Source organism: Aureimonas sp. D3, from assembly GCF_001463805.1.
GTDB classification, from domain to species: domain Bacteria; phylum Pseudomonadota; class Alphaproteobacteria; order Rhizobiales; family Rhizobiaceae; genus Aureimonas; species Aureimonas ureilytica_A.
On sequence record NZ_BBWM01000002.1, the window covers coordinates 39,046 to 59,437 of the forward strand.

Annotated in this window: 22 protein-coding genes; 16 read left to right on the plus strand and 6 right to left on the minus strand. The window is 63.7% G+C overall.

The genetic code is table 11. The features are described from left to right. The first annotated feature begins 81 nt into the window (after positions 1-81). The gene (locus AUL36_RS00340; RefSeq protein WP_062216760.1) at positions 82-1,206 is read left to right on the plus strand and encodes a glycosyltransferase family 4 protein; all 1,125 of its coding nucleotides are present in this window, start codon (positions 82-84) and stop codon (positions 1,204-1,206) included. Between the two features lie 305 nt (positions 1,207-1,511). After that, on the plus strand, positions 1,512-2,657 hold the full coding sequence (locus AUL36_RS00345; RefSeq protein ID WP_062216763.1) for a DegT/DnrJ/EryC1/StrS family aminotransferase: 1,146 nt from the start codon (positions 1,512-1,514) through the stop codon (positions 2,655-2,657). A gap of 47 nt (positions 2,658-2,704) precedes the next feature. On the opposite strand, the gene AUL36_RS00350 is transcribed toward AUL36_RS00345, so the two are convergent. Genes AUL36_RS00350 through rfbC form a run of 4 tightly spaced genes read right to left on the minus strand, consistent with a single transcriptional unit; the run spans position 2,705 to position 6,187 of the window. Then, on the minus strand, positions 2,705-3,664 hold the full coding sequence (locus AUL36_RS00350) for a rhamnan synthesis F family protein (RefSeq protein ID WP_062216766.1): 960 nt from the start codon (positions 3,662-3,664) through the stop codon (positions 2,705-2,707). Continuing rightward, positions 3,661-4,551 (minus strand): dTDP-4-dehydrorhamnose reductase, encoded by an 891-nt coding sequence (gene rfbD, locus AUL36_RS00355; protein WP_062216769.1) that lies wholly within the window; start codon positions 4,549-4,551, stop codon positions 3,661-3,663. Before rfbD ends, AUL36_RS00350 begins: the two co-directional genes overlap by 4 nt. A 5-nt stretch (positions 4,552-4,556) precedes the next feature. After that, entirely contained in the window at positions 4,557-5,615 is a 1,059-nt protein-coding gene (gene rfbB, locus AUL36_RS00360) for a dTDP-glucose 4,6-dehydratase (protein WP_062216772.1), read from the minus strand. Positions 5,616-5,620: 5 nt separating this feature from the next. Further along, positions 5,621-6,187, minus strand: coding sequence for a dTDP-4-dehydrorhamnose 3,5-epimerase (gene rfbC / locus AUL36_RS00365; protein WP_062216774.1), 567 nt, complete (start codon positions 6,185-6,187; stop codon positions 5,621-5,623). A 137-nt stretch (positions 6,188-6,324) separates the two neighbouring features. On the opposite strand from rfbC, the gene rfbA reads away from it, so the two are divergent. From rfbA to AUL36_RS00395, 6 genes are all read left to right on the plus strand, one after another. Beyond that, positions 6,325-7,197 carry a glucose-1-phosphate thymidylyltransferase RfbA gene (rfbA, locus tag AUL36_RS00370; protein WP_062217153.1) on the plus strand — a complete coding sequence of 291 codons (873 nt, stop codon included), beginning with the start codon at positions 6,325-6,327 and terminating at the stop codon, positions 7,195-7,197. A gap of 142 nt (positions 7,198-7,339) precedes the next feature. Further along, positions 7,340-8,179: an ABC transporter permease gene (locus AUL36_RS00375; RefSeq protein WP_062216777.1), complete on the plus strand. Its 840-nt coding sequence runs from the start codon at positions 7,340-7,342 to the stop codon at positions 8,177-8,179. Positions 8,180-8,185: 6 nt separating this feature from the next. Continuing rightward, entirely contained in the window at positions 8,186-8,941 is a 756-nt protein-coding gene (locus AUL36_RS00380) for an ABC transporter ATP-binding protein (RefSeq protein ID WP_058598979.1), read from the plus strand. A gap of 426 nt (positions 8,942-9,367) precedes the next feature. Beyond that, positions 9,368-10,780: a circularly permuted type 2 ATP-grasp protein gene (locus AUL36_RS00385; RefSeq protein WP_156418210.1), complete on the plus strand. Its 1,413-nt coding sequence runs from the start codon at positions 9,368-9,370 to the stop codon at positions 10,778-10,780. Positions 10,781-10,893: 113 nt separating this feature from the next. Next, the gene (locus AUL36_RS00390; RefSeq protein ID WP_058598981.1) at positions 10,894-11,835 is read left to right on the plus strand and encodes an alpha-E domain-containing protein; all 942 of its coding nucleotides are present in this window, start codon (positions 10,894-10,896) and stop codon (positions 11,833-11,835) included. A 142-nt stretch (positions 11,836-11,977) separates the two neighbouring features. Continuing rightward, positions 11,978-12,721: a peptidase gene (locus AUL36_RS00395; RefSeq protein WP_058598982.1), complete on the plus strand. Its 744-nt coding sequence runs from the start codon at positions 11,978-11,980 to the stop codon at positions 12,719-12,721. A 9-nt stretch (positions 12,722-12,730) separates the two neighbouring features. Here the strand turns inward: AUL36_RS00395 and AUL36_RS00400 are convergent, their stop codons facing one another. Further along, positions 12,731-13,093: a gamma-butyrobetaine hydroxylase-like domain-containing protein gene (locus tag AUL36_RS00400; RefSeq protein WP_058598983.1), complete on the minus strand. Its 363-nt coding sequence runs from the start codon at positions 13,091-13,093 to the stop codon at positions 12,731-12,733. A gap of 107 nt (positions 13,094-13,200) precedes the next feature. On the opposite strand from AUL36_RS00400, the gene moaA reads away from it, so the two are divergent. Both moaA and AUL36_RS00410 read left to right on the plus strand, forming a co-directional pair. Next, positions 13,201-14,235: a GTP 3',8-cyclase MoaA gene (gene moaA, locus AUL36_RS00405; protein ID WP_058598984.1), complete on the plus strand. Its 1,035-nt coding sequence runs from the start codon at positions 13,201-13,203 to the stop codon at positions 14,233-14,235. A gap of 174 nt (positions 14,236-14,409) precedes the next feature. After that, a complete protein-coding gene (locus tag AUL36_RS00410) occupies positions 14,410-14,655 on the plus strand; it encodes a YMGG-like glycine zipper-containing protein (protein WP_058598985.1) in 246 nt (81 codons plus the stop codon). Positions 14,656-14,757: 102 nt separating this feature from the next. Here AUL36_RS00410 and AUL36_RS00415 read toward each other — a convergent pair whose 3' ends face one another. Next, a complete protein-coding gene (locus tag AUL36_RS00415; protein ID WP_156418211.1) occupies positions 14,758-15,021 on the minus strand; it encodes a hypothetical protein in 264 nt (87 codons plus the stop codon). Positions 15,022-15,295: 274 nt separating this feature from the next. On the opposite strand from AUL36_RS00415, the gene AUL36_RS00420 reads away from it, so the two are divergent. The 6 genes from AUL36_RS00420 to AUL36_RS00445 all read left to right on the plus strand — a co-directional run bounded on the left by AUL36_RS00420 (position 15,296) and on the right by AUL36_RS00445 (position 20,383). Continuing rightward, the gene (locus AUL36_RS00420; protein WP_062216786.1) at positions 15,296-16,207 is read left to right on the plus strand and encodes a DMT family transporter; all 912 of its coding nucleotides are present in this window, start codon (positions 15,296-15,298) and stop codon (positions 16,205-16,207) included. Beyond that, a complete protein-coding gene (gene mobA / locus AUL36_RS00425; protein WP_062216789.1) occupies positions 16,204-16,824 on the plus strand; it encodes a molybdenum cofactor guanylyltransferase in 621 nt (206 codons plus the stop codon). Before AUL36_RS00420 ends, mobA begins: the two co-directional genes overlap by 4 nt. A gap of 106 nt (positions 16,825-16,930) precedes the next feature. After that, positions 16,931-17,728, plus strand: coding sequence for an ABC transporter substrate-binding protein (locus tag AUL36_RS00430; RefSeq protein ID WP_062216792.1), 798 nt, complete (start codon positions 16,931-16,933; stop codon positions 17,726-17,728). 219 nt (positions 17,729-17,947) lie between these two features. After that, positions 17,948-18,670 carry an ABC transporter permease gene (locus AUL36_RS00435; protein WP_062216795.1) on the plus strand — a complete coding sequence of 241 codons (723 nt, stop codon included), beginning with the start codon at positions 17,948-17,950 and terminating at the stop codon, positions 18,668-18,670. After that, positions 18,667-19,461: an ABC transporter permease gene (locus AUL36_RS00440; RefSeq protein WP_062216798.1), complete on the plus strand. Its 795-nt coding sequence runs from the start codon at positions 18,667-18,669 to the stop codon at positions 19,459-19,461. Before AUL36_RS00435 ends, AUL36_RS00440 begins: the two co-directional genes overlap by 4 nt. 52 nt (positions 19,462-19,513) lie before the next feature. Then, on the plus strand, positions 19,514-20,383 hold the full coding sequence (locus AUL36_RS00445; RefSeq protein WP_062216801.1) for an NAD(P)-dependent oxidoreductase: 870 nt from the start codon (positions 19,514-19,516) through the stop codon (positions 20,381-20,383). Positions 20,384-20,392 lie beyond the last annotated feature (9 nt).

The following is a 20,392-nucleotide window of genomic DNA, read 5'->3' on the forward strand; positions in this document are numbered from 1 at the left end:
GAGAGAGGCTTGACCGCCCTATTCGCCTCACTCGCCGCGCGATAAGCCGCACCTCATCGCTCCCAGCGGACCCGTTCGACCTTGCGCAAGCTCCTGTTCGTCGTCACCGAAGATTGGTTCTTCGCGTCTCACTTCCTCCCCATGGCCCGCGTTGGCCTGAAGCTTGGGCTGGAGGTGGTGGTGGTGACGCGCGTTCGCGATCATGCCGAAATCATCGAGGCGACCGGTGCCCGCGTCGTCGCGCTGGAAGCCGAGCGCCGGAGCACCAACCCGCTTCACGCGCTGGACACGGCACGGCGGCTGGCTGCCATCCTGCGCCGCGAGCGGCCCGATCTCGTTCACTGCATCTCGCTGAAGCCCATTCTCGTCGGCGGCCTCGCCGCCCGACTGGCAGGCGTGAAGCGGACCGTCTTCGCACTGACCGGCCTCGGCTTTCTCGGCGCGCGGCAGGACGGGACGGCGCGCCTTGCTCGCCGGATGGTTCGCACCATCGTGCGTTGGGGGCTGGAGACCGCTGGCACGCATTACCTGTTCGAGAACCATGACGATCCGCACCTGCTCGGTCTAGACCCCGCTTCACCCCAGGTGACGATCGTCAATGGTGCCGGCATCGATCCCGCACGCTATCCCGCCTCCCCCCTGCCCGAGGGAGATACATTGCGCCTTGCCCTCGTCGCCCGCCTTCTCTGGTCGAAGGGTGTGGACACGGCGGTCGAGGCCGTTCGGCTCGCCCGTTCGCGCGGCACGAATGTCGAGCTCGACCTCTACGGCTCGCCCGATCCCTCCAATCCAAAGGCCGTACCGCTGGAGACGCTGCACGACTGGTCGCGCGAGCCGGGCCTGCGCTGGTATGGGCCGACCCGCGACATCGCCTCCGTCTGGCGCGATCACGATCTGGCCATCCTGCCCTCGCGTGGCGGCGAAGGCCTGCCACGGACGCTTCTGGAATCGGCGGCCTGCGGGCGCGCGGCCCTGACGACGGACGTTCCGGGCTGCCGCGACTTCGTTCGCGATGGCGAAGACGGATATGTTCTGCCCGTTGGCGATGCCGCAGGCTTCGCGGCCCGGATCGAAGAACTCGCGCAAGATCGCGCGCGCCTCTCGGCCCTGGGCGAGAGCGCGGCGGCCCGTGTGCGCAGCGGCTATACGGAAGCGGACGTGATGGCGACCGTCGCCGCGCTCTACCGTCGCATGGGTCTCGGCTAGCGCCATCACGCGCTTGCGCCCCGGCCCATCAATCGTGATAGGCCCTCCCTTCGCCTCGCTTGGTTTTTGCGCGGCGAGGCTTTAGAGCCTGTTTGGAAACTCCACCGGGTCGGTCCGGCGGTTCTTTTACGGCCTCGGTTTGTCGTCAATATCAGCCGATGCCGCCGGCATCGACTGCGTTTGCCTCCGCCCGAAGGCCGAAAAATCCCTCGCCAGCCCTCCGCCGGGGAGTTTCCAAACAGGCTCTGAGCGCTGAGACGCTGCGGATGCGCGTCGCCGCATCCGTTTCTGACGAGGACCCCGACATGACTCAACCGATTCCGTTCATCGATCTGGCAACGCAGCGCGATCTCATTCGCGAGCGGATCGAAGCGCGTCTCGGCCGGATCATGGATCAGGGCTCGTTCATCCAAGGACCCGAAGTCGCCGAGTTCGAAGCCGCGCTTTCGGCTTTCAGTGGCATGAAGGAGACGATCTCCTGCGCGTCGGGAACGGATGCGCTCCTGATGCCGCTCATGGCCTGGAACATCGGGCCGGGCGATGCCGTCTTCGTGCCGAGCTTCACCTTCGCGGCGACGGCCGAGGTCGTCGGCCTCACCGGCGCGACAGCCGTTTTCGTCGATGTCCTGCCCGATACGTTCAACATGGACCCCGCACATCTGCGCCGGACGGTCGCGGCCATCGCCAGCCGGGGCGAGCTGCGCCCGCGCGCGATCATCGCAGTGGACCTGTTCGGCCAGATCGCCGATTACGCGCCGATCCGTGCGACGGCGGACGAGTTCGGGCTGAAGCTGATTTCCGACGCGGCGCAGGGCTTCGGCTCGACGCGCGACGGGCATCTTGCCGGCCATTGGGCCGATGTCGTGGCCACCAGCTTCTACCCCGCCAAGCCGCTTGGCTGCTATGGCGACGGTGGTGCGATCCAGACCGACGACGAAGAGCTCGCCGCCATCCTGCGCTCCATTCGCATCCATGGCAGTGGCAGCGACAAGTATGATAATGTCCGGCTGGGCCTGACTGCCCGTCTCGACTCGTTCCAGGCCGCCGTCCTGAACGAGAAGCTGCCGCTCTTTGCCGGCGAGATCGAAGCGCGGATGCGCATTGCCGCGCGCTACAGTGAGATGCTGCTCGGCGTCGCCCCTCAGACGATCGCCGGCGATGTCGTGTCCACCTGGGCGCAATACACGATCCGGGTGCCCGGCGGCCGGCGCGACGCCTTCATGGCCGCGATGAAAGAGCGCGGCGTCCCGACCGTCATCTATTACGGCAAGGGCCTGCACCAGCAGACGGCCTATCGCCACTTCCCGGTCGGCGGCAACGGGCTGCCCGTGACGGAAGCGCTATGCGGCGAGGTCGTAAGCTTGCCGATGCACGCCTATCTTTCCGACGAGACACAGGATCGCATCGTGCAGGCGGTGGCGGAATCGTTGAGCGCCGTTCAGGTCGCCTGAGCCCGAGGAGTTCTGGGGCGGAGCGAGAACCGCTCGCCCCTCCCGTTTCACCCCGAGATCGAACGGCGCGGCCGCCGCATCATAATACGGAACACCACGCGCGCGACGACGAACATCGGTCGCGGCAGATGGTGGTAAAGATGATGGGCCACCAGCATTAGGCGGGGATAACGCCGCCAGAGCTCCGGCACCGGAAGAATGAACGGGTTCTCGAGCGGCCGTAGTTCCGTCCGGGCGAGTGACGCCATCTCACTGAACGAGGCCCCCTCGCGCGACGCCCTGCGCAAGGCCGGAACGGCTTCGGCGGCCGTCGCAATCATGCCGCGTCGCTCGGCCAAAAGCGCGAAGAGACGCTCCAGCGCATGGGCCACCGTTCCGTCGAGCTGGCCCTTTTCGCGCTCGAACAGGGTCTTCAGCTTCGGCTCGTTCAGAGCTTCGAGCGCGCCCCGCCGGAACCAGAACATGGAACTGGCGGCGAAATGGTCACTCTCCAACGCTTCGAGATCGAGAGGAAGCTGGAGGGCATCGGCCACCCGGCGCAAAGCGCGCGCGTTCAGGCCGATGCGGCTATCGAGCGACAGCATATGATTGGCCGGCGCCACCAGTCCGAAGCGCGTATCCTCTTCCATCAGAGCCAGCGGCTCGGGCAGAGTCTCCCCGGCCGCGGGGCGAAGCAGCGTGCCGGTCAGATGCAGCCGCCACGCTTCTCCGTCGCTGCGATGCTTGGAGCGCTTGGTGTGCAGCTTCAGGCCGATCTCGAAGTTCGGGCCGACTTCTTTCAGCGCCAGAAGAAAGGGAAGGACGTCCCGCCCCCGGTTCTCCACATCGATCCGTCTTTGACGCACGAGATGCGGGCTCTGGACGGTCACCAGTTCGAGCGCCGAGTTCGGGCAAGTTAGAACGACCTCGAACGGCCGATCGAAGCTTCGGGCGATCTCCTCGGCCATCTCCGCCCAGACATCGGGGTAGAAGACATGGACGAAGATGACGGGAACGTCGTGTTTCAAGGAGCCTCGTTCGCGGCCAGAGCCGCCATGCAGCGGGACACGCCTTCGGTCCATTCGGGCAGGCTATGGCCGAAGGATTGACGGAAGCGTGTCGTGTCGAGACGCGAATTGGCCGGGCGTTTGGCGGGCGTCGGATAATCCGCCGTGGTGATCGGCTCTACCGTGACGTGCTTGCCACCCGTCTCGGCCAAACGTGAGAAGATCGCCTCGGAGAAACCGGCCCAGGTCGTCTCCCCTTCGGACACCATGTGGAACACGCCGCGCTTCGATGCATCTCCCGGTGCACTCACGAGCGCACGGGATACGGCGACGATGCCCTCGGCAATATCGGGCGCGTAGGTCGGCGTTCCCCGCTGATCGGCGACGACGCGCAAGAGATCGCGCGTTTGCGAAAGACGCAGCATGGTCTTCAGGAAGTTCGCGCCATAGGGACCGTAGACCCAGGCCGTGCGCAGGATCGCGTGGTTCGGATTGGCCTGTGCGACCAGCCGCTCGCCCTCGAGCTTGGAGCGGCCGTAGGCGCCCTGCGGTCCGGTCGGATCGCTCTCGACATAGGGTCCCGCCTTGTCACCGGCAAAGACATAGTCGGTCGAGATATGAACGACCGGAAGCCCAGCCGCGGCGGCAGCAGCCGCGACGTGGCCGGCGCCCTCGGCGTTGACCGCATAGGCTGCCGCCTCGTCGCTTTCCGCCTTGTCCACCGCCGTATAGGCGGCGGCGTTCACGACCACGTCGGGCCGATGCTCGGCGATGGCGCGCTCGATCGAAGCGCGATCGGTGAGATCGAGCGTCGGACGGCCGAGCGCGACCACCTCCAGATCGGAACCCGAGAGCGCCAGAAGCGCCTGCGCGACCTGACCGTCGCGCCCCGTCACGAGAAGCCGCATCGCCGTCACGCCTTCGCGCCGAGACGCTCGCCGCTATAGCGGCCTTCGCGGATCGGCTGCCACCAATCCTTGTTGTCGAGATACCAGCGAACCGTCTTTTCGAGGCCGGTCTCGAACGTCTCCTGCGCCTTCCAGCCCAGCTCCGTTTCGATGCGAGTGGCGTCGATCGCATAGCGCAGATCATGGCCCGGACGATCGGTCACGAAGTCGATCAGCGTACGGCGCTTGGTGCCATCGGGCAGCGGCGACAGGCGATCCAGCGTGTCGCAGATCGTCTCCACCACGGTCAGGTTGGAGCGCTCGTTGCGCCCGCCGATATTGTAGGACCGGCCAAGCTCGCCCTGAGTCGCGACCAACGCCAAAGCCCGCGCGTGATCCTCGACATAGAGCCAGTCGCGCACATTCTCGCCCTTGCCGTAGACCGGCAGGCGCTTCCCCTCCAGACCGTTGAGGATGATCAGCGGGATCAGCTTCTCGGGGAAATGGTAGGGGCCATAATTGTTCGAGCAGTTCGAAAGGACGACCGGCAGATGGTAGGTATGGTGCCAGGCCATTGCGAGATGGTCGGACGCCGCCTTCGATGCCGAATAGGGCGAAGACGGCGCATAGGGCGTGTCCTCGGTGAAGAGGCTGTCGTCCAGCGGCAGATCGCCGAACACTTCGTCGGTCGAGATATGGTGGAAGCGGAAGCCCGCCTTCTTCTCGCCTTCCAAGCCGGACCAGTAGGCGCGCGCCGCTTCCAGAAGCTCGTACGTGCCCACGATATTGGTCTGAATGAAATCGCCCGGTCCGTCGATGGAGCGATCCACGTGGCTTTCGGCGGCCAGATGCATGATCGCATCGACCGCTTCGCGGCGCAGCAGATCCAGCACGAAAGCGCGATCGAGAATATCGCCCTTCACGAAGGAATAGCGCGGGTTCGAGGCGATCGAATCCAGCGAGGACAGGCTGGCGGCATAGGTCAGCTTGTCGAAGTTGATCACCGAATGATCGGTGTCATTGATCAGATGGCGGCAGACGGCCGAGCCGATGAAGCCGGCGCCGCCGGTGACGAGAATCTTCATGATGGTCAGGCCTCGTAGACGAAGGGCGACTCGATGTCGCGAAGATGCGGAGCGGCTTCATCCTTAGTAGAGAGGATGGGCTGACGCCCTCCCAGCGGCCATTCGATGGCGAAATCCGGATCGTCGAAGCGGATCGAACGGTCGTGCTGCCCGCTATAGGGCGCGCTCACCTTATAGAAGACTTCCGTATGCGGCACGAGCGTGACGAAACCATGCGCGAAGCCGACGGGCACCAGAATCTGATTGAAGCTTTCGGCCGAAAGCTCCAGCGCGACCCACTTCCCATAGGTCGGCGAGCCCCGGCGGATATCGACCGCGACATCCAGGATCTTGCCGCGAAGCACGCGCACGAGCTTGTCCTGCGCGAAAGGCGGCTCCTGGTAATGGAGGCCCCGCAACGTAAAGGCCTCGGCCGAATAGGACTGATTGTCCTGCATCCAGTCCTTGTCCACGCCACTGGCGCGCAGACGCTCGCGATTGAAGGTTTCGGAAAAGAAGCCGCGTTCGTCCCCGAATTTTCTCGGCGTGATTTCCAGAACGTCCGGTATTTCCAGAGCGCGGACTTCGAGCATGAAACAACCTTCGCCTGTTGGTTTTGAACGCGTTTACAGTTATTGCCCGCATTGCGGCAAGAAGGGAAGCAGCGCGAACTGCCCCGGCCAGGCCCGCACGAGCGGATTGGGTTAACAGGACGGATGGAGGCATGGCGATGAAGGGGATCATTCTGGCGGGTGGAAGCGGCACCCGGCTGCACCCGATGACGCTGACGGCGTCGAAGCAGCTGCTTCCCGTCTACGACAAGCCGATGATCTATTATCCGCTGTCGGTGCTGATGCTCGCCGGCATCAAGGATATTCTCATCATCTCGACTCCGCACGACCTGCCGCGCTTCCGCGCGCTGCTCGGCACGGGCGAGCGCTGGGGCATGAAGTTCACCTATGCCGAGCAGCCGAGCCCGGATGGCCTCGCTCAGGCCTATCTGATCGGCGAGGACTTCGTCGGCGGCGAAAAGTCGGCACTGATTCTCGGCGACAACGTCTTCTACGGCCACGGCCTTCCCGAGCTTCTGGGCAGCGCCGTCCAGCGCGACAGCGGTGCAAGCGTCTTCGCCTACCACGTCAACGATCCCGAGCGGTACGGCGTCGTCGCCTTCGACCAAGAGGGCCGTGCCACCTCGATCGAGGAAAAGCCTGTCAAGCCGGCGTCGAACTGGGCGGTGACGGGACTGTATTTCTACGACGGACGTGCATCTGAGATCGCCCGCTCGCTCAAGCCCTCGCCGCGCGGCGAGCTGGAGATTACCGATCTCAACCGGGTCTATCTGGAAGAAGGCTCTCTCAGCGTCGAGTGCATGGGGCGCGGCTTCGCCTGGCTGGACACGGGCACGCCCGATTCGCTTCTTCAGGCGGCCGAGTTCGTGCGCACGCTCGAACATCGTCAGGGTTTCAAAGTCTGCTGCCCCGAAGAGATCGCCTTCAATCTCGGCTTCATCGATGCCGACCAGCTGACGCGTCTCGGCAAGGAACTCGGCAAGAGCCAATACGGCATCTATCTTCAGAAGATCGCGGCTGGCGGCCTCTGATCGTCAGCCTCGCTTGTGGCAGGCGAGACGAACCTATATCAGCGCGACTTCGCTGGGCGGCTCTTCCCGCCCGGCCATGGTGGCCGATGGCGCATGAGGCGCCACGTCGCCACGATGCCTGCTGGAAAGGACCATCGGCAGAATGTCTTCGACGGATGCTCCTGTCTATGTCTCGAACGGTCGAGCCGACCGCGCGGATCGGATGCGCGAATGCCTTGCGGACTTTTCCAAGGGGCTCGGCCTGCGTGAACTCTGGCTGTTTCTCGGCTGGCGCGACGTGCGCAAGCATTATCAACGCTCGCTGCTCGGTCCTTTCTGGCTGACCTTATCCATGGGGTTCATGGTGCTGGGTCTGGGCGTTCTCTATTCCCAGATCTTCAAGCAGCCCATTCAGGACTATCTGCCCTTCCTGGCGGTCGGCTTCATCACCTGGGGCTTGATCAGCGGCTTGATCGTGGGCAGCTGCGACGTCTATTCATCCGCTGCCTCGTCCGTGCGGCAGGTTCGGATGCCGCTCAGCATCTATATCTACCAGTTCGTCTGGCGGCAGATCATCACCTTCGGGCACAATTTCATCATCTATATCGCCGTCGCTCTTTATTTCGGGCTTTGGCCGGGGTTGAACGGGCTGATGTTCCTTCCGGCGTTCGTCCTGATCACGGCGAACGGATTCTTCATGGCCATGATTCTCGGGCCACTCTGCGCGCGCTTCCGTGATATTCCGATGATCATTCAAAGCGTCGTGCAGATCGTCTTCTTCATGACGCCGATCCTCTGGGATGCGAAGCAGGTGCCCGAGCGCGCGCTGTTTCTGCATGCCAATCCCTTCTATCACTTCATCGAGATCATCCGCGATCCCCTGCTCGGCCATGCCGCCTCGCTGGAAAACTGGGGCGTCTGCATCGCCATCACGCTGGCGATGGGCTTCGTCGCCTTCCACTTCTTCGCGCGCTATCGTCCGCGCATCGCTTACTGGGCCTGATCCTGAATGGCTTCGATCAAGTTCGAGAACGTCTCGGTCGACATTCCCGTGTTCAACGCGAGCAATCGCTCGCTGAAGAACAATGTTCTGTCGGCTGCGACGGGCGGCCAGATCCAGCCGCGCGACAGCGGCCGGATGTCGGTTCGGGCCATCGACGATGTCTCCTTCGACCTGACGCACGGCACGCGCGTCGGCCTGATCGGGCACAATGGCGCGGGCAAGTCGACCATGCTGCGCGTCATCGCCGGCATCTATGCGCCGACGGGAGGCCGCGTCAGCGTCGAGGGCGATGTGGCGCCGATGTTCGACATCGGCTTCGGCATGGACCCGGATGCGACGGGCTGGGACAACATCATCCTGCGCGGCATGTTGCTCGGCTATTCCAAGCGCGAGATCCACGAGCGCGCAAAGGACATCGCCCTGGTCAGCGATCTCGGCGAGTTTCTGGACATGCCGATCCGAACCTATTCGGCGGGCATGGCGACGCGTCTCGCTTTCGCCGTTTCGACGTCGATCCGCCCCGACATCCTGCTGATCGACGAGGGCATCGGCGCGGGCGACGCGGCCTTCATCGCACAGGCGCGCGAGCGGATGAGCCGTTTCATCGGCGAAGCCGGTCTCCTCGTTCTCGCCTCCCATGCCGACGACATGCTGCGTCAGTGGTGCCAGACGGGCATCTGGATGGAACATGGGCGTATGCGGATGCAGGGCGAAATCGGAGAGGTGCTGGCTGCCTATCACGCCTCGCTCGCGCAGGGCTGAGACGCGCCCAACGAAGGCGGCGGAGGATCACCCTGCCCCGCCGGCTAGTCGCGACCTGCGAGACTCAGGCCGTCGGGATACCTCGCCGCCGAAGCGAGAACCATCCAGCGCTCGAGCCGATGGACCGATCCGCGAGGTCCCATGCTTCGTGGGCCTCCCTTCCCGTTCACATGATTGCGAGCCCTCTGATTCGAGGCTTGCTTTCGAACCGGAAGACCGGGTCCTCGACGGCCTGGCCCTCCGCCCATTCATTTGGCAGATGCCTCGATTCACTCCACGCTTTGCCGCCGGAATAAGCGACGTGACCGCCCGAGCCTGACTCGAGCCCGCTCGACGCGACGGAATATCAGCCATGCCGCGTCACGAGGCTTGGCATTTGGACGGTTTAGGCCATTCTTGTGATGGTTGATAAATCGGGGGGTTGGGTTGAGCGCATTCGACGAAATGCTGGCGAGCGAAGCAGGCGTTCGCGATCCTTATCGCCGTTTCCATTCCTGGTTCGAGACGCAGGTTCCCCAGACTCTTTCGCGCAAGGCCACCGAGGCCGAAGGGTTCTTTCGTCGCACCGGCATCACCTTCAACGTGTATGGCGATGAGGAAGCCGCCGAGCGCCTGATCCCCTTCGATCTCGTTCCGCGCATCATTTCCGGCCGCGAATGGTCGAAGTTGGCGGAAGGCATCGAACAGCGCGTTCGCGGGCTCAACGCCTTTCTGGACGACATTTATCATGACCAGGAGATCGTGAAAGCCGGCATCGTTCCCGAGCGGCTGATCAAGGGCAACGAGGCCTTCATTCCGCAGATGGTCGGCTTCCGACCGCCCGGCGGCGTCTATACTCACATCATCGGCGTTGACATCGTGCGCACGGCCGAGAACCAGTTCTACGTGCTGGAAGACAATGCCCGCACGCCCTCCGGCGTCTCGTATATGATCGAGAACCGGGAAACGATGATGCAGATGTTTCCCGAGCTTTTCGCGCAGAATCGCGTGCGCCCGGTGGAAACCTATCCGCGCCATCTCCGCCGCTCGCTTCAGGCGGTCGCCCCGCCCGCCTGCAAGGGCACGCCGCGCGTTGCGGTGCTGACGCCGGGCATCCACAACTCGGCCTATTACGAGCATGCCTTCCTCGCCGACCAGATGGGCGTCGAACTGGTGGAAGGCACCGACCTGAAGCTGGTGGACGGCCGGATCGCCATGCGCACGACGCAAGGCTACGTGCCGATCGATGTCCTTTATCGCCGCGTGGACGACGCCTTCCTCGACCCGGACGTCTTCCGCCCTGAATCCGTGCTCGGCGTTCCCGGCATCATGGACGTCTATCGCAACGGCGGCATCACCATCGCCAATGCGCCGGGAACCGGCATTTCGGACGACAAGGCGATCTATTCCTACATGCCGGAGATCGTCGAGTTCTACACAGGCAAGCCGGCCATTCTCGAAAACGTGCCGACATGGCGCTGCGCCGAGGAACAGAGCCTCGCCTACGTGCTGGAGCACCTCGAAGACCTGGTGGTGAAGGAAGTGCACGGGTCGGGCGGCTACGGCATGCTGGTCGGCCCCGCGGCCTCGAAGGCCGAGCGGGAGGCCTTCGCCGCCAAGCTGCGCGCGCGCCCCGGAAACTACATCGCCCAGCCGACGCTGGCCCTGTCCACCGTTCCGATCCTGACCGAAAAAGGTCTCGCGCCGCGCCATGTGGACCTGCGCCCCTTCGTGCTCGTGTCCGATAGCGTGAAGATCATTCCGGGGGGGCTGACGCGCGTCGCGCTCAAAGAGGGCTCGCTCGTAGTGAATTCCAGCCAGGGCGGCGGCACCAAGGACACCTGGGTTCTGGAAGACTGATGTCCTCCCGGCTCGGCCGTTCGCGGCCGGGCCATTTCCCTTTTCGCTCGGTCATCGTACGCACGTAACCGTCTTCGGCTCGCGCCGCCCCAACAGGATCAGAATCGCGACACATGGCTCTTCTCGGACGCACCGCCAACGGACTCTTCTGGATGCAGCGCTATATCGAGCGTGCCGAGAACATGGCCCGTCTGCTCGATGCCGGCCTGCGCCTGTCGCTGACCAACCTTTCGGCCGAACCCGACGAATGGCAGTCCGTGCTCGTGTCGGCAGGCGTCGAGACAGGGTATCTGGCGAAATACCGGAGCTTCGAGCCGAACCAGATCGTCGATTACATGCTGCGCGACTTCGACAATCCGTCGAGCGTCATCTCCTCCATGGGCATCGCGCGCACCAACGGGCGCATGGTGCGCACGGCGCTGACGCGCGAGACGTGGGAAGCGATCAACGAAAGCTGGCTGATCCTGCGCCAGCATCTCTCTCAGCCCGTGGACGATCTTCCGGCCGTTCTCGACCTTGTGAAGGCCCGCACGGCACTGATTCGCGGCTCGTTCCACGGGACGATGCTGCGCAATCCGATCTTCGACTTCTGCAATCTCGGCACCTTCGTGGAGCGCGCCGACAACACCGCCCGCATTCTCGACGTGAAATATTGGGTGCTCATGCCGACCCATTCGTCGGTCGGCTCGTCGCTCGACAATTACCAATGGGGCTCGATCCTGCGCTCGGTCTCGGCGCTGCGCTCCTATGCCTGGGAATATGACGCGGACTTGCGGGCGGTCGACATCATCGACTTCCTGCTTCTCAATCGACGGATGCCGCGTTCGCTCGCCTATTCCTATCGCTGCATCAACGACAGCCTCGACTATCTCGCCCGTGCCTACGGGCAGGAGCGCGAATGCCATGCGACGGCTCGCGCCATCTCCACCCGGCTGGAGCAGCACAGCGTCACCGAAATCCTGGAGACCGGGCTGCACGAGTTCCTGGAAACGCTGATCGTGGACAACAACCGCCTGTCCAACGAGATCGCGCGCGACTTCAGCTTCTATTCCTGATCGTCACGGCACATGTGCCCTCGATAGCGGGACGCTTCTGTTGCGATGCCGCGCCGCGTGTGGTTGCGGGCGTTAACCTCCTTCGGCATAAGCTGCCGCCGAACGGCTCCCTTGGGAGCGGAAAGCGTCAGGAGCGTTCGAAGTGACCTATTGCGTCGGTCTCCTTCTCAATCGTGGCATGGTCTTCATGTCGGACACCCGCACCAATGCCGGGATCGACAATATTTCCGTCGTCACGAAGCTGCGCACCTGGAACATGCCGGGTGATCGCTTTCTCTGCCTCATGTCGGCGGGCAATCTCGCGACGACGCAGTCCACCATCTCGCTTCTGGAAGAGCGCGGCTTGGCCTCGCATGATCGCAAGCCCAAACTCCTGACGCAGCCGACCATGTTCCAGACGGCCAAGCTTGTTGGCGAGACACTGCGTGAAGTCATCTCCTATACGAACGAAGGCAGCGACGGATCGAGCCGCTTCCTCGGCTCCTTCATTCTGGGCGGGCAGATCAAGGGCGGCCGCCCTCGCCTCTTCATGATCTATCCCGAAGGAAATTTCATCGAGGCAGGCCCCGACAACCCGTTCTTCCAGATCGGCGAGCACAAATATGGTCGCCCGATTCTGGTGCGGACCTACGAGCCCACCATGTCGCTGGAAGATGCGGTGAAGCTTCTGCTCGTGTCCTTCGATTCGACCATCAAGTCGAACCTTTCGGTGGGCCTGCCGATCGATCTTCAAGTCTATGAGACCGACAAGCTCGAAACCGGCTATCGCCAGCGCTTCGACGATCGCGACCCCTATTACCGGCAGATTTCGGAAGGCTGGGGGGATGCGCTGAAATCAGCCTTCGATCAACTGCCGGCGTTCAGTCCGGCAGGTGTCGAGCGCTGACCCGATTCGTCAGGAATCGCGGCTGAGGCCTTTGGCCGCGAGTTCGTCCAGATAGGCGTTCCACAGACGCCCGCCGTCGCGCGCGAGCTGGAGCAGATAGGTCCAGGTGTAAATGCCGGTATCATGCCGATCGTCGAAGGCGATTCGGATGGCGTAATGGCCGACCGGAAAGATATTGGCGATCCGCACCTCGCGCTTGCCGCCGACGGTGACGCGCTGGTCCGGCGAATGGCCCTGCACCTCGGCCGAAGGCGATAGAACGCGCAGCATCTCGGCCGTGATTTCGGCCGGCGGCGCACTTCCGAAGCGCAAAACCAGGGTCTTGCGATCAGGCAAAACGCGAATTTCTTCGGGGACAGGCGCGGCGCACATGGTCATTCTCCTCAGCGAGTGTGATGCTCCCGCTTGACCGCGTTGGCAAGCCTTTCCACATTCGTCACACGACGCAAGGAAAGGATGGCGGTTCGACGCCGCCGAGCATGACCCTGATCACGCCTCTCGCCCCGCGCCCGGAGAAGCCCGCGCTGATCGACCCGTTCCAGCGGGCGATCACCTATCTCCGTGTTTCCGTGACCGATCGCTGCGACTTCCGCTGCACCTATTGCATGGCGGAGGATATGGAGTTCCTGCCCAAGCGCGATCTCCTGACGCTGGAGGAGTTGGACCGCCTGTCGTCGGCCTTCATCGAGCGGGGCGTGCGCCGGCTCCGGCTGACGGGCGGCGAGCCGCTGATGCGCAAGAACATTCTCTACCTCATCCGTTCCCTATCTCGTCATCTGGAGAGTGGGCATCTGGACGAGCTGACGCTGACCACCAATGGCTCGCAGCTCCAGCGTTTTGCCAGGGATCTCGCAGCCTGCGGCGTGAAACGCCTCAACGTGTCGCTGGATACGCTCGACCCGGACAAGTTTCGCCACATCACGCGGCGCGGCGATCTCGCCGGGGTTCTGGCCGGCATCGACGCGGCTTTGGCGGCGGGCATCCAGCTCAAGCTCAACGCCGTCGCGCTCAAGAATTTCAACGAAGGCGAACTGCCCTTCATGATGCGCTGGGCCCACGAGCGCGGCATGGACATGACGGTGATCGAGACCATGCCGCTCGGCGAAATCGACGAGGATCGAACCGACCGCTACCTGCCGCTGAACCAGGTTCGCCGCAGCCTTGAAGAGCGCTTCACGCTGCGCGACATTCCCTACAAGACGGGCGGCCCCGCGCGCTATGTGGACGTGGCGGAAACGGGCGGGCGTCTGGGCTTCATCACGCCGATGACCCACAATTTTTGCGAAAGCTGCAACCGGGTTCGGGTGACCTGCACGGGCACGCTCTACATGTGTCTCGGGCAGGAGGACGCCGCCGATCTGCGCGGCGCGATGCGCGGTTCGGAGGGCGACGAAGCGCTGCATCGGGCGATCGACGAAGCCATTTCCCGCAAGCCCAAGGGTCACGATTTCGTCATCGATCGCGCCACCAAACGCCCCTCCGTGTCCCGCCATATGAGCGTGACGGGCGGCTGATCTCCGCAAATCGCTTCGCCGAATTGCGAAAGCCCGACGCGGGAACGCGCTATACTGGTGGATTTCTAGGGAGCCACGGTATTTGCCGCGACGCTCGGGCGGCTGAACTTGGAACGACCTGTTAACGGTTCGCGTTACCCCGGTCAGTTCAGCACCAGCGTTTGGAAGGCTCCGATGAAAACCTTTGTGAAGACCAGCTTGGCCCTTGGTGCCGTGGTGATGGTGACGGCCGGCTGCACCACCACGGAGCGCACCGTGGGCGGTGCCTTGATCGGCGGCGCGGGCGGCGCGGTGGTTGGCGATGCGATCGGCGGTTCGGGCGGCGCGGTGATCGGCGGGTTGGCCGGCGGCACCGCGGGCGCGCTGATCGGCCGCGAATCCGGTCGCCGGGCCAACAACGGATATTATCGAGGATACTGAGCCGAGACGAAGCTCTGACACTCATGCTTCAGGGGATCGACACACTCGTGGTCGATCCCCTGAAGCTTTCGGCGTATCGCCGCTATAAGAAACGAGAGCGCGCTATCGGCTGCCGTCTTCCTTGTAGGCGTTGGATGCCGATGTCGCTGAAATCGCATAAGCCCCGCCGCTGACGGAGATCGGCAAAGCCACGAAGGCGGGGGGAAGTGTCGCGGCGGCGGCAAGCCCGCCCGCGATCGCAGAAGCCGGTCCTGGGATCTGCACCTCGGCTGGATTGGCGAGCGTCGCGGTTGCGCCGGCTTTGCTCCAGGTGGTGCGCCATTGCGACAATTGCTGGCTTCGCACCGCTTCATCTGAAAATGCCAATCGATCCATCATGATCTGGCGTCGTCCCGCGTTCCGCAGTCCCGAGATCGGGGCCAGCCCTCACATAGGCTGAAGCAACTGCTCGCTTCCAATCTAGAGCGATTGTCTTGCCGGATTCTTCGCCAGACATTTCAAATTGTGGATAACCCTGTCGTAGCGTCAACGCCCTCACCAAAGCGCCGATCCGGCCACGCATTGCGAAAGCCGATGGCGCTTGTCCGCGCTCACATTAAGCCTTTAGAAGCAGGCATCGATATGGTGAAGGCGAATGCCTATGAACGCGTCAGGCTCCTCTCTCGCCAGCGAGAATGCGCGCGCGAGCCTCCTGATGACAGGCGCCATGGCCTGTTTCGCCCTCAACGACATGATGGTGAAAACGCTCTCCGCCTCCATGGAGGCACCTCAGATCATGGCCCTTCGCGGGGTCATCGTATCCTGCCTCCTGATCGCGCTCGGCTTGCAACAAGGCGTTCTCCGTCCGCTGTCGCGCCTTCGTCATCGCGCCGTTCTGTTGCGCACCCTGGCCGACATCCTGACGACCATTTCCTACATCTCGGCGCTCAAACATCTCTCGCTGGGCAATGCCTCGGCGATCTTCCAAGCCCTGCCCTTCACGATCACGATCGGGGCGGCGCTGTTCCTGGGAGAAAGCGTCGGCTGGCGACGCTGGGTCGCCATCGTGGTCGGTTTCGTGGGCGTTCTGGTGATCTTGCGGCCGGCGACGGACGGGTTCAACACCTACGCCGTCTGGGTTCTGATCTCCGTCGTCTTCGCCGCGATGCGCGATCTCGTGACGCGCCGGATGCCGACCTCGATTTCCTCTCTGCAGGTGGCGACGGTCACATCGATTGCCGTCGCCATCACCGGCTTTCTGATGCTGCCGGCGGTCGGCTGGTCGCCCGTCTCCGGAGGGAGTTGGCTGATTCTTCTGTGTGGGGCGTTTGCCATTGGGGCCGGTTACATCATGATCGTCGCGTCGATGCGCGTCGGAGACATGAGCTTCGTCGCACCCTTCCGCTATTCGATCCTGATCTTCGCCATGGCTCTTGGAGCCTTGGTCTTCGAGGAGCGGCCGGACGGCTTCGAGATCCTGGGCTCGCTCATCGTGGTGGGTAGCGGTGCCTACACGATCCACCGCGAAGGGGTGGCCCGGCGCGCGGCGCGCGCGGGAAGCACGGGTCCATGAAGGTCTATGGCGCGCTTCTGGCGGGCGGCGCGGCCTCGCGCCTCGGCGGCGTCGCCAAACCGCTTCTCGATCTGGCGGGCTGCACCATGGCCGAGCGCGCGCTGATGCCACTGCGCGGTCACGTCGAGAGGATTCTCGTCTCGACGGATCGGCACGAATTGTTCGCGCCGTTCGGCTTCGAGACGGTGGAGGACGGACGGCCCGAGCGCCTCGGCCCGCTTGCCGGCCTCGCGGCGCTTTATCGCGCGATCCGACGCGAGGACGACGCGCCCTTCGCGCTTCTGACCGTGCCGGGCGACACGCCTTTTCTTCCCCGCGATCTCGCGCGGCGTCTCCTCAGCCATGCGCGGCCGGGCACCGTGCGCGTCGCCGCGTTCGGCCCGCATTGGCAACCGACTGTCGCGCTCTGGCCGGATACGGCCTTGGAAGACCTGCCAGCCTGGCTCGACAGCGATACGTCCAATATTTCGATTCGCCACTGGATTGCGCACCATCCGCACGAGGTGATCGAGTTTGCGCCGACACTCTCAGCCCCAGGCGGCGATCCCTTCTTCAACGTCAACACATCAGAAGACTTGGAGGCCGCACGCCGCCATCTGAGCGCGATCGAAAGATGAGGGTGATGGTACCGAAGACTTGCCAAGGCCGGAAGCTAAGCCTTATTGCTTGGATAATAGGCATGCTCTTTTGTCGGGCTGCCGCAGACTTGCAAGAAGGTTGACCATGCGATCCATCAAAACGGCTCTGTTCGCTCTGTCCGCCCTGGCCCTCACCACGTCCCTGGCGGCGGCGCAGGAGAGCGACGCCAACAAGACCTGGACCGAGGTCCGCATCGGATCGGAAGGCGCCTACCCCCCCTTCAACGTCCTGGACGCTTCGGGCAAGCTCAGCGGCTTCGACATCGACATCGCCAATGCTCTTTGCGACCATATGAAGGTGAAATGCACCTTCGTGACGCAGGATTGGGACGGCATGATCCCCGCCCTTCAGAACGACCGGTTCGACGCGGTGATCGCGTCCATGTCGATCACGCCCGAGCGTGAGAAGCAGGTTCTCTTCACCAACAAGTATTACAACACGCCAGGCGCGGTGGCCGTCCCCAAGGATTCGACCATTCCCGACACGTCAGCTGCTTCGTTCAAGGGCAAGACGGTCGGCGCTCAAGGGTCGACAACGCATTCGCAAGCCGTGGAAAAGTTCCTGCCGGATGCGGACGTGCGCATTTACCCGACGGCCGAAGAATACAAGCTCGACATCGAGAATGGCCGCCTTGATGCCGTCAGCGACGATATCGTCGTTCTGTCGCAGTGGATCGACAGCCCTGAAGGCGCCTGCTGCAAGATTCTCGGCTCGCTCCCGGCGGACGAAAGCATTTACGGCAAGGGCGCGGGCATTGCGCTTCGCAAGGGCGACACCAAGCTGAAGAAGATGTTCGACGACGCGATCGCCGCGATCCGCGCCGACGGCACCTACAAGAAGATCCAGGACAAGTATTTCAAGTTCGACGTCTACGGGAAGTGATCGCAGCCTGATCTCGGGAAAGCCGGATCGCCCGGCTTTCCCCTTCCACAAACGCCAATACCCGACCCGTCGCCGGTTCGAGAGAGTTTCCAGGCCGAGCTTGAACCTCGGGTGGGATACGCTTTCGCGGGGCTGCGAGAGGTGTTACCAGCAGCTTTCCATTTTGAAGGCCAGGGGAACGATGACATCAGTCCGCAAAGGCGCGTCTCGCCCTGACCGGTGCCCCTCGTGACGACCGATTATCTGTCTCTCCTCTCCTATGGTGCCGATGGCTGGGGCGACGAACTCCTCTCCGGCCTGTTCATCACCTTCTCGCTGGCTCTGGCGACCCTGCCTCTGGGCCTCCTGCTCGGCCTCGGTCTGGCGCTCGCCAAACGCGGCGGCGACCCGGCGCTGGCCCTTTCCGCCAATGTCTACACCACCCTGTTTCGGGGCCTGCCCGAGCTTCTGACGCTCTTCCTCGTGTATTACGGCGGCCAGAATCTCCTGAATTCGGTGAGCACGACGCTCGGCTGGGGCAATATCGAAATCTCCAGCTTTCTGGCCGGCATGATCGCGCTCGGCTTCGTCTTTGCCGCCTATTCGAGCGAAGTGTTCCTATCGGCCTTCCAGGCGATTCCGAACGGCCAATGGGAAGGCGGGCGAGCGCTCGGGCTGCGCGAGCGGCGCATCTTCCGGCTGGTGATCTTTCCCCAGCTTTTGCGCATCAGCCTGCCCGGCCTGTCCAATGTCTGGCTGAATCTTCTGAAGGACACGGCGCTCGTTTCGGTCGTGGGTCTCTCTGATATTCTGCGTCAGACAGGCGTTGCAGCACGTGTGACGCGCGAGCCGTTCTTCTTCTTCGCGCTTGCCTGCGTTCTCTATCTCATCCTCACCTTCGTTTCCTCGCTCGCCCTCGGGCGGCTGGAGCGCTGGACCCGGCGTGGGGAGGCCGCGCGATGACGTCACGGATCGCCGATTTCGCGAAGCGTTCGAGCTGGCTCGGCCTTGCCACGCTTCTTGTCTGGATCGTGGGCGGCATCGGCCTCGTCTGGTACCTTGTGGCCGTCTGGAACCCGGATCTCGTGGCGCGCTACGGCCCGCTTTATCTTCAGGGCTTGCGCACGACGCTGATCCTCGTGTCGCTGTCCTATCTCTGCGGCATGGCGCTGTCCGTGCCGCTGGCCGCCGGCCGTCTGTCGCAGAACCGATTGGCGCGCGGCATCAGCTCGGCCTATGTCGGCTTCTTCCGCGGCACGCCTCTCATCGCGCAGCTCTTCCTGATCTATTACGGCTTCGGCAGCTTCCGCCCGGCCTTCGAGACGGTCGGCCTCTGGTGGTTCTTCCGAGAGGCCTGGTACTGCGCGGTCTTCGCGCTGGCGCTCAACACGGCGGCCTATCAGACCGAAATCCTGCGCGGTGCGCTGCTCAGCATTCCCAAGGGCCAATGGGAAGGCGCGCGCTCCCTCGCCCTGCCGCGCCACGTGACCTTCCGCAAGATCATCGTGCCGCAGGCGCTCATGGTGGCGCTGCGACCCTATGCGAACGAGTTGATCCTGCTGGTGAAGGCTTCGGCCATCGTCGCCATCATCACCGTGTTCGATCTCTTCGGGGAAACGCGCCGCGCTTTCTCGCGCAGCTTCGACTTCCAGACTTATGTCTGGGCAGCGTTGTTCTATCTCGTCATCGTCGAGATCGTGCGCAATCTCACCGCGCTCGCCGAGAAGCGCCTGACGCGGCATCTCGTACGATAGCGCATCTTACGGCCGATCACGGCAGCATCCCATACAGCCAAAAGGACAGAGCATGGCGAAGACCGCTTTCATCGGACTGGGCGTGATGGGCTATCCCATGGCAGGCCACCTCAAGGCCAAGGGCGGGCATGAGGTCACGGTCTTCAACCGCACGCGGGAAAAGGCCGAGCGCTGGGCCGGCGAGCATGGCGGCGCGTTCCGCGAGACGCCGCGCGAGGCGGCCGAGGGCGCCGATTTCGTCTTCGTCTGCGTCGGCAATGACGACGACGTGCGCTCCGTCACGCTGGGCGAGACCGGAGCACTCGCCGGCATGAAGCCGGGCGCGGTGCTGGTGGATCACACGACCGCCTCGGCGGAGCTGGCGCGTGAGCTCGACAAAGCCGCGCGCGAGGGGGGCCAGCGCTTTCTCGACGCGCCCGTGTCCGGCGGACAGGCCGGCGCTGAGAACGGCGTTCTGACCGTGATGGTCGGCGGTGAGAGTGACACGTTCGAGGCCGCGCGCCCGGTGATCGATTCCTATGCTCGCATGGTCGGGCTCATGGGCCCGGCGGGCGCAGGGCAGCTTGCCAAGATGATGAACCAGATCTGCATCGCCGGTCTGGTGCAGGGCCTGTCGGAGGCCATCCATTTCGGGCAGAAGGCCGGGCTCGACATTGGGAAGGTGATCGACGTCCTCTCCAAGGGCGCGGCGGGCTCGTGGCAGATGGAGAACCGGCACAAGACCATGATCGAGGGGCGCTACGATTTCGGCTTCGCGGTGGAATGGATGCGCAAGGATCTCGGCATCTGCCTCACGGAAGCGCGCCGCAACGGCGCATCCCTCCCCGTCACGGCGCTGGTCGATCAGTTCTATGGCGAGGTAGAGAAGCTCGGCGGCCGGCGCTGGGACACGTCCTCGCTTCTGGCCCGGCTGACGCGCTGAGAGCTTGGC